The 15453-nt window shown below is 60.8% G+C and carries 13 protein-coding genes; 10 read left to right on the forward strand and 3 right to left on the reverse strand.

Annotation, left to right across the window (positions count from 1 at the left end; all coding sequences use genetic code 11):
* Positions 1–101 precede the first annotated feature (101 nt).
* The 6 genes from nifU to nifM are packed head-to-tail and all read left to right on the forward strand — an operon-like array spanning position 102 to position 4816.
* Positions 102–926: a Fe-S cluster assembly protein NifU gene (nifU, locus tag Electrica_RS16365; RefSeq protein ID WP_141964972.1), complete on the forward strand. Its 825-nt coding sequence runs from the start codon at positions 102–104 to the stop codon at positions 924–926.
* 30 nt (positions 927–956) lie between these two features.
* Entirely contained in the window at positions 957–2159 is a 1203-nt protein-coding gene (gene nifS, locus Electrica_RS16370) for a cysteine desulfurase NifS (RefSeq protein ID WP_131048380.1), read from the forward strand.
* A 14-nt stretch (positions 2160–2173) separates the two neighbouring features.
* Positions 2174–3316, forward strand: a complete 1143-nt coding sequence (gene nifV / locus Electrica_RS16375) for a homocitrate synthase (RefSeq protein ID WP_131048379.1) — start codon at positions 2174–2176, stop codon at positions 3314–3316.
* Positions 3316–3576: a nitrogenase-stabilizing/protective protein NifW gene (locus Electrica_RS16380; protein ID WP_131048378.1), complete on the forward strand. Its 261-nt coding sequence runs from the start codon at positions 3316–3318 to the stop codon at positions 3574–3576. The genes nifV and Electrica_RS16380 overlap by 1 nt, the downstream gene beginning before the upstream one ends.
* A complete protein-coding gene (locus Electrica_RS16385; RefSeq protein WP_141964973.1) occupies positions 3573–4019 on the forward strand; it encodes a nitrogen fixation protein NifZ in 447 nt (148 codons plus the stop codon). Before Electrica_RS16380 ends, Electrica_RS16385 begins: the two co-directional genes overlap by 4 nt.
* Positions 4016–4816: a nitrogen fixation protein NifM gene (gene nifM / locus Electrica_RS16390; RefSeq protein WP_131048376.1), complete on the forward strand. Its 801-nt coding sequence runs from the start codon at positions 4016–4018 to the stop codon at positions 4814–4816. The genes Electrica_RS16385 and nifM overlap by 4 nt, the downstream gene beginning before the upstream one ends.
* Before the next feature lie 23 nt (positions 4817–4839).
* Here nifM and Electrica_RS16395 read toward each other — a convergent pair whose 3' ends face one another.
* Complete coding sequence (locus tag Electrica_RS16395; protein WP_131048375.1) at positions 4840–5370, reverse strand: flavodoxin; 531 nt, start codon at positions 5368–5370, stop codon at positions 4840–4842.
* Positions 5371–5691: 321 nt separating this feature from the next.
* On the opposite strand from Electrica_RS16395, the gene nifL reads away from it, so the two are divergent.
* From nifL to Electrica_RS16415, 4 genes are all read left to right on the forward strand, one after another.
* Entirely contained in the window at positions 5692–7179 is a 1488-nt protein-coding gene (nifL, locus tag Electrica_RS16400; protein WP_131048374.1) for a nitrogen fixation negative regulator NifL, read from the forward strand.
* On the forward strand, positions 7176–8747 hold the full coding sequence (gene nifA, locus Electrica_RS16405) for a nif-specific transcriptional activator NifA (RefSeq protein WP_141964974.1): 1572 nt from the start codon (positions 7176–7178) through the stop codon (positions 8745–8747). Before nifL ends, nifA begins: the two co-directional genes overlap by 4 nt.
* Positions 8748–8910: 163 nt before the next feature.
* A complete protein-coding gene (gene nifB, locus Electrica_RS16410) occupies positions 8911–10317 on the forward strand; it encodes a nitrogenase cofactor biosynthesis protein NifB (RefSeq protein WP_141964975.1) in 1407 nt (468 codons plus the stop codon).
* On the forward strand, positions 10317–10820 hold the full coding sequence (locus Electrica_RS16415) for a nitrogen fixation protein NifQ (RefSeq protein ID WP_131048440.1): 504 nt from the start codon (positions 10317–10319) through the stop codon (positions 10818–10820). Before nifB ends, Electrica_RS16415 begins: the two co-directional genes overlap by 1 nt.
* Positions 10821–11254: 434 nt before the next feature.
* Here the strand turns inward: Electrica_RS16415 and Electrica_RS16420 are convergent, their stop codons facing one another.
* Positions 11255–14338, reverse strand: coding sequence for an efflux RND transporter permease subunit (locus Electrica_RS16420; protein ID WP_141964976.1), 3084 nt, complete (start codon positions 14336–14338; stop codon positions 11255–11257).
* On the reverse strand, positions 14335–15444 hold the full coding sequence (locus tag Electrica_RS16425) for an efflux RND transporter periplasmic adaptor subunit (RefSeq protein ID WP_141964977.1): 1110 nt from the start codon (positions 15442–15444) through the stop codon (positions 14335–14337). The genes Electrica_RS16420 and Electrica_RS16425 overlap by 4 nt, the downstream gene beginning before the upstream one ends.
* Positions 15445–15453: the final 9 nt, after the last annotated feature.

Consider the following 15453-nt stretch of genomic DNA (forward strand, 5'->3'; position numbering starts at 1 on the left):
TTTACCCCCTGGTATTGCATTTGCTAGTTCATCATTACCGCCGCACTCCTGCGGTGAACCGCGCCCCGGCGTTTTCCGTCATCATCCCTGGAGCTGACAGCATGTGGAATTACTCCGAGAAAGTGAAAGACCATTTCTTTAATCCCCGCAACGCGCGCGTGGTGGACAACGCCAACGCGGTAGGCGATGTGGGTTCGTTAAGCTGCGGCGATGCGCTGCGCCTGATGCTGCGGGTTGACCCGCAAAGCGAAGTCATCGAGGAAGCGGGCTTCCAGACCTTCGGCTGCGGCAGCGCCATCGCCTCCTCTTCCGCGCTGACGGAGCTGATTATCGGCCATACCCTGACCGAAGCCGGGCAGATAACTAACCAGCAGATTGCCGACTATCTTGACGGACTGCCGCCGGAGAAGATGCACTGCTCGGTGATGGGCCAGGAGGCTCTGCGCGCGGCGATCGCTAACTTTCGCGGCGAAAGCCTTGAGGAAGAACATGACGAAGGCAAGCTTATCTGCAAATGCTTCGGCGTCGATGAAGGGCATATTCGCCGCGCGGTACTGAATAACGGCCTGACCACCCTTACAGAGGTGATCAACTACACCAAAGCGGGCGGCGGCTGTACCTCCTGCCATGAAAAAATCGAGCTGGCACTGGCGGAGATCCTCGCCCAGCAGCCGCAGACGCCGCCTGCCGCGGCCAGCGGCAAAGATCCGCACTGGCAGAGCGTCGTCGAGACCATCGCTGAACTGCGCCCGCATATTCAGGCCGACGGCGGCGATATGTCGCTGCTCAGCGTCGCCAACCACCAGGTGACCGTCAGTCTCTCCGGCAGCTGTAGCGGCTGCATGATGACCGATATGACCCTGGCCTGGCTGCAGCAAAAACTGATGGAACGTACCGGCTGTTATATGGAAGTGGTGGCGGCCTGAGCCGCGGTTAACTGACCCAAGGGGGACAAGATGAAACAGGTTTATCTCGATAATAACGCCACCACCCGTCTGGACCCGATGGTTCTGGAAGCGATGATGCCCTTTTTGACCGATTTTTACGGCAACCCCTCGTCGATACATGATTTCGGCATTCCGGCCCAGGCGGCGCTGGAGCGCGCGCATCAGCAGGCAGCGGCGTTGCTGGGCGCGGAGTATCCCAGCGAGATAATCTTTACCTCCTGCGCCACCGAAGCCTCCGCCACCGCCATCGCCTCGGCAATCGCCCTGCTGCCGGAACGGCGCGAAATTATCACCAGCGCGGTCGAACATCCGGCGACGCTGGCGGCCTGCGAGCACCTCGAGCGCCAGGGCTATCTGATTCATCGCATCGCGGTGGATAGCGCGGGGGCGCTGGACATGGCACAGTACCGCGCGGCGCTCGGCCCGCGCGTCGCGCTGGTCAGCGTCATGTGGGCGAATAACGAAACCGGGGTGCTTTTCCCGGTCGTCGAAATGGCGGAGCTGGCCCACGAACAAGGTGCGCTGTTTCACTGCGATGCGGTGCAGGCGGCGGGGAAAATACCGATTGCGGTGGGCCAGACCGGCATCGATATGCTCTCCTGCTCGGCGCATAAGTTCCACGGGCCGAAAGGAGTCGGCTGCCTCTATCTACGGCGGGGAACGCGCTTTCGCCCGCTGCTGCGCGGCGGTCATCAGGAGTACGGTCGGCGGGCCGGGACGGAAAATATCAGCGGAATCGTGGGTATGGGCGCGGCCTGCGAGCTGGCGAGTCTTCACCTGCCGGGCATGACGCATATCGGCCAGCTACGCGATAGCCTCGAGCAGCGCCTGCTGGCCAGCGTGCCGTCGGTGATGGTGATGGGCGGTAGCCAACCGCGGGTGCCCGGCACGGTGAATCTGGCCTTTGAGTTTATTGAAGGCGAAGCCATTCTCCTGCTGCTCAACCAGGCCGGGATCGCCGCCTCCAGCGGCAGCGCCTGTACGTCAGGTTCGCTGGAACCCTCCCACGTCATGCGGGCGATGAATATCCCCTATACCGCGGCCCACGGCACCATCCGTTTTTCCCTCTCGCGCTACACCCGTGAGAAAGAGATCGATTATGTCGTCACCATGCTGCCGCCGATTATTGACCGGCTGCGCGCGCTGTCGCCCTACTGGCACAACGGCAAACCGCGCCCGGCGGATGCCGTCTTCGCGCCGGTTTACGGCTAAGGCGGAGGTGGCTGATGGGACGCGTGTTGATTAACGATACCACCCTGCGCGACGGCGAGCAGAGCCCCGGCGTCGCCTTTCGCACCAGTGAAAAGGTCGCCATTGCCGAGGCGCTTTATGCCGCCGGAATTACGGCGCTGGAAGTCGGCACCCCGGCGATGGGCGATGAGGAGATCGCGCGGATCCAACTGGTACGCCGCCAGCTGCCTGGCGCGACGCTGATGACCTGGTGTCGGATGAACGCGCAGGAAATCCGCCAGAGCGCCGATCTGGGCATCGACTGGGTGGATATCTCGATTCCGGCGTCGGATAAGCTGCGCCAGTACAAACTGCGTGAACCGTTAGCGGTGCTGCTGGAGCGGCTGGCGGTATTTATCCACCTGGCGCATAGCCTCAGTCTGAAGGTATGCATCGGCTGCGAGGATGCTTCGCGGGCCAGCGGACAAACTCTGCACGATATCGCCAGGGTAGCGCAGCAATGCGGTGCAGCTCGCCTGCGCTATGCCGATACGCTCGGCATACTCGATCCTTTCACCACCGCGACGCAAATCTCGGCCCTGCGTGAAGTCTGGGGCGGAGAAATCGAGATGCATGCCCATAACGATCTGGGCATGGCGACCGCCAATACGCTGGCGGCGGTCAGCGCCGGAGCCACCAGCGTCAATACCACGATCCTCGGCCTCGGCGAACGGGCAGGCAACGCGGCGCTGGAAACCGTCGCGCTGGGCCTTGAGCGCTGCCTCGGACTGGAGACCGGCGTGCAGTTTGCCGCGCTGCCCGCGCTTTGTCAGAAGGTCGCGGAAGCCGCACAGCGCGCCATTGACCCACAGCAGCCGCTGGTCGGCGAGCTGGTTTTTACCCATGAATCAGGGGTCCATGTGGCGGCGCTACTGCGCGATAGCGAGAGCTACCAGTCCATCGCCCCTTCCCTGATGGGGCGTAGCTATCGGCTGGTGCTGGGCAAACACTCAGGACGACAGGCGGTCAACGGCGTTTTTGACCAGATGGGCTATCACCTCAACGCCGCGCAGATTAACCAGCTGCTGCCCGCCATCCGCCGCTTCGCCGAGAACTGGAAGCGCAGTCCGAAAGATTACGAGCTGGTGGCTATCTACGACGAGCTGTGCGCCGAATCCGCCCTGCGGGCGAGGGGGTAATGATGGAGTGGTTTTATCACATTCCCGGCGTGGAGGAACTTCACTGCGCCGAATCTTTTTTTCAGTTTTTCGCCGTCCCCTATCAGCCCGATCTGCTTGGCCGCTGCAGCCTGCCGGTGCTGGCAACGTTTCACCGCAAACTGCGCGCTGCGGTACCGCTGCAAAACCAACTGGAAGAAAACGCCCGCGCCCCCTGGCTGCTGGCGCGAAGACTGCTCGCGGAGAGCTATCAGCAACAGTTTCAGGAGAGCGGAACATGAGACCTAAATTCACCTTTAGTGAAGAGGTTCGCGTGGTACGCGCGATTCGTAACGACGGTACCGTCGCGGGCTTCGCACCCGGCGCGCTGCTGGTCAGGCGCGGTAGCCGCGGATTTGTCCGCGACTGGGGCGTTTTTTTGCAGGATCAGATTATCTATCAAATTCACTTCCCGGAGAGCGATCGGATCATCGGCTGCCGCGAACAGGAGCTGATCCCCATCGCTCAGCCGTGGCTGGCCGGGAACTTGCAATATGGCGATAGCGTCACCTGCCTGATGGCGCTCTCGGTCAACGGCGATGTGGTCGTGACCGCGGGCCAGCGGGGACACATTGAGGCTACCGATCGGGGTGAGTCCGGCGACTGCTACACCGTCGATTTTAGCGGCCGCTGGTTCAGAGTCCCGGCACAGGCCATCGCCCTTACAGAGGAGAGAGAACAGTGAACGCATGGCAACGTTTTGGTCGGCAACGGCTGGCGCGCACGCGCTGGGACAGCGATCCGGCAACATTGAATGCTGCCGATACGCTGGCCTTTGAGCAGGCCTGGCAACGCCAGTGCCAGATGGAGCAGACGATAGTCGCGCGGGTTCCGGAAGGCGCTGTTCCGCCGACGTTAAGGGATAACATCGCCGCCTCCCTTGCCGTCTGGCTCGCTGAAGGTAACTTTACGCCGCCAGAACGCGCGGCTATCGTGCTGCATCACGCCCGGCTGGAAATCGCCTTTGCCGATATCGCCCGTCAGGCGCCGCAGCCGGATCTCGCCACGGTCCAGGCCTGGTATTTGCGCCACCAGACGCAGTTTATGCGCCCGGAACAGCGTCTGACCCGCCATCTGCTGCTGACTGTCGAGAATGACCGTGAAGCCGTTCATCAGAAAATCCTCGGCCTCTATCAGCAAATTAACGCCTCCCGGGACGCTTTCGCCCCGCTAGCCCGCCGCCATTCTCAGTGTCCGAGCGCCCTGGAAGACGGGCGTTTAGGCTGGATTAGCCGGGGTTTACTCTATCCGCAGCTCGAGAGTGCGCTGTTTGCGCTGGCGGAAAACGCGCTGAGTCCGCCCGTCGCCAGCGAACTGGGCTGGCATCTTTTATGGTGTGAAGCGATTCGCCCCGCCACGCCGATGGCGCAGCAGCAGGCGCTGGAGAGCGCGCGCGATTATCTTTGGCAGCAGAGCCAGCAGCGCCACCAGCGCCAGTGGCTGGAACAGATGATTTCCCGTCAACCGGGACTGTGCGGGTAGCCTCGGCGGCTACCCGTTAACGCCTACAGCACGGTGCGTTTAATCTCCTCAAGCCAGCTCGCCAGCCGCGCTTCGGTCTGGTCGAACTGGTTATCCTGATCCAGTGCCAGCCCAACGAAGCGTTCCCCTTCCAGCGCCAAAGAGGCGCTGAATTCATAACCCTCATTCGGCCAGCTGCCAATCATCTGCGCGCCGCGTGCGCGCAGGGCGTCGTAGAGCGGGCGCATGCCGCTGACGAAGTTGTCCGGATAGCCTCTCTGATCGCCGAGGCCGAACAGCGCCACGGTTTTCCCTTTCAGGCTGGCGTCGTCGAGGCCGCTGATAAATTCGCTCCATGATTCGCTTTCGCATCCGGCCTCCAGCCCCGGCAGTTGGCCGTCGCCGAGCGTCGGCGTGCCCAGCAGCAGCACCGGATAGGCCATAAAGTCGTCCAGCGTCGTGCGGTTAATGTTGACCGGGGCATCCGCCAACTCGCCGAGCTGCTTGTGGATCATTTTCGCGATTTTGCGGGTTTTACCGGTATCGGTGCCAAAGAAAATACCAATGTTCGCCATGTTGCGCTCCTGTCGGAAAAGGGGGTTGAAAATACGCGTTCTCGCAGGGGTATTGCGAAGGCTATGCCAGGTTTCACTGCCCTGCGACAGTTCATCCCTGCCCCATCACGATCGCTCCAGCGCCGTTCCGCCGCGCGCGGCGGGCCTGGTGAGCCGGGAAGTATGACGCAAACGCCGGTTTTACCCCTGCCGGATCAATGTTTCTGCCGGTCGCTTCGATAAGGGCGCACGGTTTGCATGGTTATCGGGGTTCGGATAAAACCGCGCGATCCCTGTCGCGGTGTCGGACAAATTGTCATAACTGCGACACAGGAGTTTGCGATGACCCTGAATATGATGCGCGATAACGCCGTGCCGGAGGCGATTGCCGGCGTGCTGACTCAACAACATCCGGGGCTGTTTTTTACGATGGTCGAACAGGCATCGGTGGCGATTTCCCTCACCGATGCCCGGGCGAATATTATTTACGCCAACCCGGCTTTTTGCCGTCAGACCGGCTATTCGCTGGCGCAATTGTTAAACCAAAACCCGCGCCTGCTGGCCAGCAGCCAGACGCCGCGAGCAATCTACCAGGAGATGTGGCACACCCTGCTTCAGCGCCAGCCATGGCGCGGTCAGCTGATTAACCAGCGCCGCGACGGCGGCCTGTATCTGGTGGATATCGACATCACCCCGGTGCTGAATCCGCAGGGCGAGCTGGAACATTATCTGGCGATGCAGCGGGATATTAGCGTCAGCTATACCCTGGAACAGCGGCTGCGCAATCATATGACGCTGATGGAAGCGGTGCTGAATAATATCCCCGCCGCCGTGGTGGTGGTGGATGAGCACGATCGGGTGGTGATGGATAACCTCGCCTACAAAACCTTCTGCGCGGACTGCGGCGGGAAAGAGCTGCTGGTTGAGCTACGGGTTTCCCCGCAGGCGATGGGGCCCGGCGCAGAGCAAATTCTGCCGGTGGTTATCCGCGGCGCGGTCCGCTGGCTGTCAGTGACCTGCTGGGGGTTGCCCGGCGTCAGCGAAGAAGCCAGCCGCTATTTCGTCGACAGCGCCCCGGCGCGAACGCTGGTGGTGATCGCCGACTGCACCCAGCAGCGTCAACAGCAGGAGCAGGGCCGCCTCGACCGACTGAAACAGCAGATGACCGCCGGAAAGCTGCTGGCCGCCATCCGCGAATCGCTGGACGCCGCGCTGATCCAGCTTAACTGCCCGATCAATATGCTGGCAGCGGCCCGTCGGCTGAACGGTGAAGGCAGCGGCAACGTGGCGCTGGACGCGGCGTGGCGTGAAGGCGAAGAGGCCATGGCGCGCCTGCAGCGCTGCCGCCCCTCCCTCGAGCTGGAAAGCAACGCCGTCTGGCCGCTGCAGCCCTTCTTTGACGACCTGTGCGCCCTATACCGCACCCGCTTTGACCACCGCGCGAAACTGCATATTGATATGGCGTCGCCGCATCTGGTGGGCTTTGGCCAACGCACGCAGCTGCTGGCCTGCTTAAGTTTATGGCTCGACCGCACGCTGGCCCTCGCCGCCGAGCTGCCCTCCGTACCGCTGGAGATAGCGCTTTATGCCGAAGAGGATGAGGGCTGGCTCTCGCTGTATCTCAACGACAATGTGCCGCTGCTACAGGTGCGCTATACCCACTCCCCCGATGCCTTGAACGCTCCCGGCAAAGGGATGGAACTGCGGCTGATCCAAACCCTGGTCGCCTACCATCGCGGCGCGATTGAACTGGCTTCGCGCCCGCAGGGGGGGACCAGCCTCGTCATGCGTTTCCCGCTCTTCAATACCCTGGCCGGAGGTGAGCAATGAGCCATAAATTCGATTCGGATACCACCGTCAGGCGCTTCGATCTCTCCCAGCAATTTACCGCCATGCAGCGGATAAGCGTCATTTTGAGCCGCGCCACCGAAGCGAGTAAAACGCTGCAGGAGGTATTGAGCGTGTTACATAACGACGCGTTTATGCAGCACGGGATGATTTGCCTGTACGACAGTCAGCAGGAGATTTTGAGCATCGAAGCACTGCAGCAAACGGAAAATCAGACGCTGCCCGGCAGTACGCAAATTCGCTACCGGCCCGGGGAAGGCCTGGTTGGTACCGTGCTGGCGCAGGGCCAGTCGCTGGTACTACCGCGCGTGGCCGACGATCAGCGGTTTCTCGACCGTCTCAGTCTGTACGATTATGACCTGCCGTTTATTGCCGTACCGCTCATGGGCCCCCATTCCCGGCCTATCGGCGTACTGGCGGCGCAACCGATGGCTCGTCAGGAAGAGCGGCTACCGGCCTGTACCCGGTTTCTCGAAACTGTCGCCAATCTGATAGCCCAGACGATTCGCCTGATGATCCTGCCGGCCTCTGCCTCACAGCCGCCGCAGGTCGCCAGAATTGAGCGGCCGCGCGCCTGTACGCCATCGCGCGGTTTCGGCCTCGAGAATATGGTCGGTAAAAGCCCGGCGATGCGGCAGATTATGGAGATTATTCGTCAGGTTTCGCGCTGGGATACTACGGTACTGGTACGCGGCGAAAGCGGTACCGGGAAAGAGCTTATCGCCAATGCCATTCACCATAATTCACCGCGCGCCGCTGCGGCTTTCGTCAAATTCAACTGCGCGGCGCTGCCTGATACTCTGCTGGAGAGCGAGCTGTTCGGTCATGAGAAAGGCGCGTTTACCGGCGCGGTGCGCCAGCGGAAAGGCCGCTTTGAACTGGCGGATGGCGGGACTCTGTTTCTGGATGAGATCGGCGAAAGCAGCGCCTCGTTTCAGGCTAAGCTGCTGCGAATTCTGCAAGAGGGAGAAATGGAGCGCGTCGGCGGCGATGAAACCCTGCGCGTCAACGTGCGCATCATCGCGGCGACCAATCGCCATCTGGAAGAAGAGGTGCGGCTGGGCCATTTCCGCGAGGATCTTTACTATCGCCTGAACGTGATGCCCATCGCCCTGCCCCCGCTGCGCGAACGTCAGGAGGATATCGCCGAACTGGCGCACTTTCTGGTGCGTAAAATCGCTCAGCACCAGGGGAGAACGCTGCGTATCAGCGATGGGGCCATTCGCCTGTTGATGGAGTACAGCTGGCCGGGCAACGTCCGCGAACTGGAAAACTGCCTTGAGCGTTCGGCGGTGATGTCGGAGAGCGGCCTGATAGACCGTGACGTGATCCTGTTCAACCATCGCGATAATCCGCCGAAAGCGCAACCCATCAGCGGTCCGGCGGAGGACGGCTGGCTCGATAACAGCCTTGACGAGCGCCAGCGGTTGATTGCGGCCCTCGAAAAAGCCGGCTGGGTGCAGGCCAAAGCGGCGCGACTGCTGGGGATGACGCCGCGCCAGGTAGCGTATCGGATTCAGATAATGGATATCACCATGCCGCGACTGTGAGCCTTGTGTGAGGTTGTGAACATTGTCGCCAGCACGGCGGAATTACGACAATTCAGGGCGACGGGTTACTGGTTAAAGATTTTATGTTTCATAGAGTTGCAAAATTCACCGCTGGTATAGCATTTGCAGCAGGAAGGTATCGCCCAACCACGAAGGTACGACTATGACTTCCTGCTCTTCTTTTCCTCGCGGCACAGCCTGCCACTCAGCGGACGATGGCGCACTCACGCCGATCGTTGCCGATAAAGTCGCCGCGCATCCCTGCTACTCTCGTCATGGGCATCACCGTTTTGCACGGATGCATCTGCCGGTCGCGCCCGCCTGCAATTTGCAGTGCAACTACTGTAATCGCAAATTTGATTGCAGCAATGAATCCCGCCCCGGGGTATCGTCAACGCTGCTGACGCCTGAACAGGCGGTCTTAAAAGTGCGTCAGGTCGCGCAGGCGATCCCGCAGCTGTCGGTAGTGGGCATCGCCGGGCCCGGCGACCCGCTCGCCAACATCACCCGCACCTTTCGCACCCTGGAGCTGATCCGTGAGCAGCTACCGGACCTGAAATTATGCCTGTCGACCAACGGACTGATGCTGCCTGACGCGGTAGATCGCCTGCTGGATGTCGGCGTTGACCACGTCACGGTCACCATTAATACCCTCGACGCGGAGATTGCCGCGCAAATCTACGCCTGGCTATGGCTGGACGGCGAACGCTACAGCGGGCGCGAAGCGGGAGAAATCCTGATTGCCCGTCAGCTTGAGGGCGTGCGCAGGCTGACCGCCAAAGGCGTGCTGGTGAAAATAAATTCCGTGCTGATCCCCGGCATTAACGATAGCGGCATGGCCGACGTCAGCCGCGAACTGCGAAGCCGCGGCGCGTTTATCCATAACATTATGCCGCTCATTGCCCGACCGGAGCACGGCACGGTGTTTGGCCTCAACGGCCAGCCGGAGCCGGACGCAGAACTGCTTGCCGCGACCCGCAGCCAGTGCGCAGAGGTGATGCCGCAGATGACCCACTGCCACCAGTGCCGCGCCGATGCCATCGGAATGCTCGGCGAAGACCGCAGCCAGCAGTTTACCCAGCTTCCGGCGCCAGAGAGCCTCCCGGCCTGGCTGCCGATCCTCCACCAGCGCGCGCAGCTTCACGCCAGTATCGCGACCCGCGGCGAATCGGAAGCCGATGACGCCTGTCTGGTCGCCGTAGCGTCAAGCCGTGGGGATGTGATTGATTGCCACTTTGGCCATACCGACCGGTTCTCTATTTACAGCCTGTCGGCCGCCGGCATGGTGCTGGTCAACGAACGGTTTACGCCGAAATATTGCCAGGGGCGCGATGACTGCGAACCGCAGGATAACGATGCCAGATTTGCGGCGATCCTCGACCTGCTGGCGGACGTGAAAGCCGTATTTTGCGTGCGTATCGGCCACACGCCGTGGCAAAAGCTGGAACAGCAAGGCATTGAGCCGTGCGTTGACGGGGCATGGCGGCCGGTCTCCGAGGTGTTGCCCGACTGGTGGCAACAGCGCCGCGGGAGCTGGCCTGCCGCGTTGCCGCACAAGGGGGTCGCCTGATGGCGCCGCGCGACTGGCTAAGACGCCTGTGGCTACTGTATCACGCGGGCAAAGGCAGTTTTCCGCTGCGCATGGGGCTGAGTGCGCACGACTGGCAGGCGCTGAGGCGACGGTTGGGCGAGGAGGAAACGCCGCTGGATGGCGAGGTGCTACTCCGTCGTCGCCTGATGGCGGAACTGAATGCCACCCGCGAAGAGGAACGTCAGCAGTTGAGCGCATGGCTGGCGGACTGGATGCAGCAGGGAGCCGGACCGATGGCGCAGATTATCGCCGAGGTTTCGCTGGCGTTTAACCATCTCTGGCAGGACCTTGGCCTGGCGTCGCGCGCCGAATTGCGCCTGCTGATGAGCGACTGTTTTCCGCAGCTGGTGGTGATGAACGAACACAATATGCGCTGGAAAAAGTTCTTTTATCGTCAACGCTGTCTGCTGCAGCAAGGAGAAGTTATCTGCCGCTCGCCAAGCTGTGACGAGTGTTGGGAGCGCAGCGCTTGTTTTGAGTGACGGATATGTTCAGGCCGTTCAAACTGGTTTGTTCAAGATATGCGGTTTTCATCAGGGGAATCGACCAGGCGTTGCAGGGTGTGGAGAGGCAGCCCAACGGGTTTTACCCAGTCAGACCTGTCAGCGATAGCCCGGCAATGGGTGAGTGAATCCCCGCTGCCACCGGCATGAACGCTTTGGCTGAAAGACGTATGGATTCGGTGTCGTGTCCTCCTGTTGATTGACTCCGCCTGCGGCGCAGCCGGTCACCACTCAGCAAGCGCGGAGCGAAAAAAAACCCGCAGAGATAGGGCGGGTTGATTCAAATACAAATCCATTGCGTGCAAATAACATCACAATAACCGGGCGTTATTTTATGACGTCCATCACAAAAACGTCACCCCCCAGTTCGGGGGGGAACTCTGCTCGCGTTGTTCATCCCGCGCGCTACGAAGTTATGCCCGTTGTTCCGCATGGGGCTGAATCTCAGGGCGGATCCGGAACCAGATCGCATACATCGCCGGCAAGAAGACCAGCGTCATGATGGTGCCTCCTAACGTTCCGCCAATCAGCGTATAGGCAAGGGTTCCCCAGAACACCGAATGGGTCAGGGGAATAAACGCCAGCACCGCGGCCATTGCCGTCAGGAGTACGGGTCTTGCCCGCTGTACCGTAGCTTCTATCACCGCATGATACGGATCGAGACCTTCCCGCTCGTTATGATGGATTTGGCCGATAAGAATCAGCGTATTACGCATAAGGATGCCCGAAAGCGCGATCAGACCGACAAGAGCATTGATGCCAAACGGCTGATTGAACAGCAGCAGCGCAGGAACCACGCCGATCAGCCCGAGCGGAGCGGTAAGAAACACCATCACCATGGCCGACATGGAACGTACCTGCAAAATGATGATCAGCAGCGTCAGGGCGACCATTATGGGGAACAACGGCATCATCGCCTGAGTGGCTTTGCCCGACTCCTCAATCGAGCCCGCCATGTCGATGCGGTATCCGGGCGGGAGCGAATCCACAATCGGCTGAAGCTGCTTCATGATGGCGGCGGAAACGTCCGGCGGCTGAAGATTATCGGCAATGTCGCCCCGCACGGTAATGGTGGGCGTGCGATCGCGACGGCGCAGCAACGGGTCTTCCATTGTGACCTCAACCTCCCCGATTTGAGCCAGAGGAATGCGCTGTCCGGCATTGCCTGCCAGGGTCAAACCCGCAATTTTCTCCGGATCCAGACGGATATCGCCCGCGGCGCGCCCCATCACCTGAACCGAACGAATATCTTCCCGTACCGAGGTCACGGGAATACCCGATAACAGGAACTGGAGCTGCTGGGCCACGGCATTGGAGGTTAAACCGGTTGCCTGCAGACGGTCCTGATCGAGGGTGAAATGTAAGACCGGAACCTTCGACCCCCAGTCGGTGTTGACGGTCCTCATCATCGGGCTTGCCTGCAGCACGGCCTTAACCTTATCGGCGATATCGCGCAATTTATCGCTATCGGGCCCCATCACTCGCCATGCCACCGGGAACGGTGAATAGGGGCCAAACACCAGTTGCGTCACGCGCACGCGCGCTTCAGGCGCCAGCCCGTTGGCCACGGCTTCCCGCAGTCGGAGTTTGAGCGCATCGCGTGATTGCTGACTGTCCGTCAACACCACTATCTTTGCAAACGACGGGTCGGGTAGCTCGGGCGCCATCGCCAGATAAAAACGCGGCGAGCCCTGGCCAATATAGGCGGTAACCATTTTCGCTTCCGGCTGTTTTTGCAAAAACGCCTCTATTTTGGCCGCTGCGGCGCTGGTCTGGCCAATAGAGGTACCGTAGGGCATCTGCACTTCGACCAGAACTTCCGGCCGGTCAGAGGTGGGGAAAAATTGTTTTTTCACCAGCCCCATTCCGAGGATGGCCAGAACGAAAATAGCGACGACGGAACCGGCCACGCCCCATTTCCTTGCGATAACGCGGGCCAGCATACGGCGGAAGCGGTTGTAGCGCGGCGTGTCATAGATGGCGCTATGGCCGCCTTCCACTTTGGCAATATCCGCCAGCATCTTCACCCCCAGATACGGCGTGAAAACAACGGCAACCAGCCACGAGGCGATCAGGGCGAGGCCGACAATCCAGAACATATTGCTGGTGTATTCCCCGGCGGTGGACTGGGCAAAGCCATTAGGCATAAAGCCAATGGCCGTCACCAGCGTTCCGGCCAGCATCGGCGCGGCAGTATGGCTCCAGGCGTAGGCCGAAGCGTTAATTCTGTCGTAGCCCTCCTCCATTTTCACCACCATCATTTCGATGGCGATAATGGCGTCATCGACCAGCAGCCCCAGCGCCAGAATGAGCGAGCCGAGGGTGACGCGGTCAAAGTTGATCCCGGCGGCTTCCATCACCACAAAAACAATCGCCAGCGTCAGGGGGACCGCCGCCGCAACCACGACGCCCACGCGCCAGCCCATGCTGACAAAACAGACCATCATCACAACCAGCAGGGCGGCGAAGAACTTGATCATGAATTCGTCGACCGACGCGCTGATATTCACCGCCTGATCGGTGACTTTCGTCAGGGTCATCCCCAGCGGCATACTGGCATTGATTTTTGCCGCTTCGCCATCCAGCGCTTTCCCTAACGCCAGGCCATTCCAGCCTTCGCGCATGACAATCCCCAGCAGCAGCGCCGGCTGATCCTGGTTACGAATCTGCAAAGTGGGAGGGTCTTCGTAACCTCGCTCAACCGTTGCCACATCGGACAACTTGAGTGTCTTACCCTGAGCGATCAATGGCGTATCGCGGATCTTCTGCAATTCATCGAAAGCGCCATCGAGGCGGATAAAAATTTGCGCGCCGCGAGTCTCAATGGAACCCGCCGGGGTTAAGGTGTTCTGGCTGTTCAGCGCATCGAAAATATCCTGCGCAGAGAGCCCCAGCGTCGCCAGACGCTGATGCGAGAAGGAGATATAAATCCGTTCAGCCTGCTCGCCGATAATATTCACTTTCTTCACGCCAGGGACGTGCAGAAACTGCTGGCGTAATCGTTCGGCATCACGAACTAACAGACGCTGCGGCTCTCCTTTCGCTTTCAGCGCAAAGAGCGCGAAGGTCACGTCGGAGAATTCATCGTTGATCATCGGCCCCAGCACGCCGGCGGGGAGATTTTTGGCTTCATCGCCCAGCTTTTTTCGCGCCTGATAGAACTCTTCCTGCACCTGAGACGGCGGCGTGCTGTCCTGTAATGACAGCGTGATAAACGCCATGCCGGGGCGGGTATAGGTTTCCGTGCGGTCATACCACTTGAGCTCCTGCAGGCGTTTTTCCAGCGGCTCGGCAACCTGATCCTGGATTTCCTGCGCCGTCGCTCCGGGCCAGACGCTGATAATGGTCATCTGCTTGACCGTAAAGGGCGGATCTTCCGCTCGCCCGAGGCCAAAAAACGCGTAAATACCGGCAATCGTCAGCAGAATAATCAAAAACAGGGTGATCGAGCGCTCGCGTACCGCCAGCGCTGACAGATTGAAGCGTTTTGCGCTCATGGTTTGCTCCCGGCCTGAACAGCATCGTGTTGTTCAGCCAGGCGGACGGCTTCGCCTTCGTGCAGCAGATGTGCCCCTAACGCCACAATCTTCTCGCCCGGCAGCACATCGCCGGTCACCTGCACCGCTTCCTCACCCACGCTAAGCACCTTGACGGGCTGCCAGACGACCGTTGTCGGCGGCGCGGTAATTCGCCAGATGCCGGGCCCTTTGCCCGCATCGTAAAGCGCAGCCAGCGGCACCTGCATCACCGGGCGTTCCTCGCTATTTTTTGGGATTTGCAGCGTCACGGTGGCTCCCAGCGGGGCGTTCGCCAGAGGGCCCTCCAGCACATATCGCGCCTCGAATGTGCGGGTCGCCGCATCGGCCGAATCGGACAGCAGCCGCAGCCTGGCGACGACAGGCTGTGTTTCGTTGCCATAGCGCGTGGCCTGCGCTTCGCTACCGATGGCGGGACGCAACGTTTCCGGCAGTTGCACCAGCGCTTCGCGCTGCCCCGCTCTCGCCAGCCGGATCACCGCCTGCCCGGCGCTGACCACCTGGCCGGGTTCGCCGAGCGTCTCCATTACCACGCCGTCGGAATCGGCCAGCAGTACAGCATAGCCCGTCGCGTTTTGCGCCACGTTTGCCTGAGCCTGGGCGGCGCTGAGATCCGCTGTAGCAGAATCGGCCGTCGCTTTAATCTGGTCATACTCAGCTGCGGAGACGGCGCCGGAGGCAACGAGGCCGCGATAGCGTGCCTCATCGCTGGTGGCTTTTCTTGCGCGCGCCCTGGCGGCATCAACGGCCTGGCGCTGAGCCAGTGCCTGCAGCTTCAGGTCGGCAGGGTCCAGCCGCATCAGCGGCTGACCGCGTTTAACGGTCTGGCCGGTATCAACAACGCGTTCGAGGATCTTACCCTGCACCCTGAAACCAAGATCGCTTTGCGTTCTTGCGACGACCACGCCGGTGAAGGTACGAGAAGTCTTGTTTGCAAGTTCTACGGCCGCGACTCTGACGAGCGGCGGCCGCGTGCGCGGATCGTCATTCGCGGAATTGTCGCCGCAGGCCCCCAGGATGAACGGCAGGAGGCAAACGGCAAAACGGGCTGAATTAAGCCTGAGCATGGGAACCTT

It is taken from the genome of Klebsiella electrica (assembly GCF_006711645.1).
In the GTDB taxonomy this organism is placed as follows: domain Bacteria; phylum Pseudomonadota; class Gammaproteobacteria; order Enterobacterales; family Enterobacteriaceae; genus Klebsiella; species Klebsiella electrica.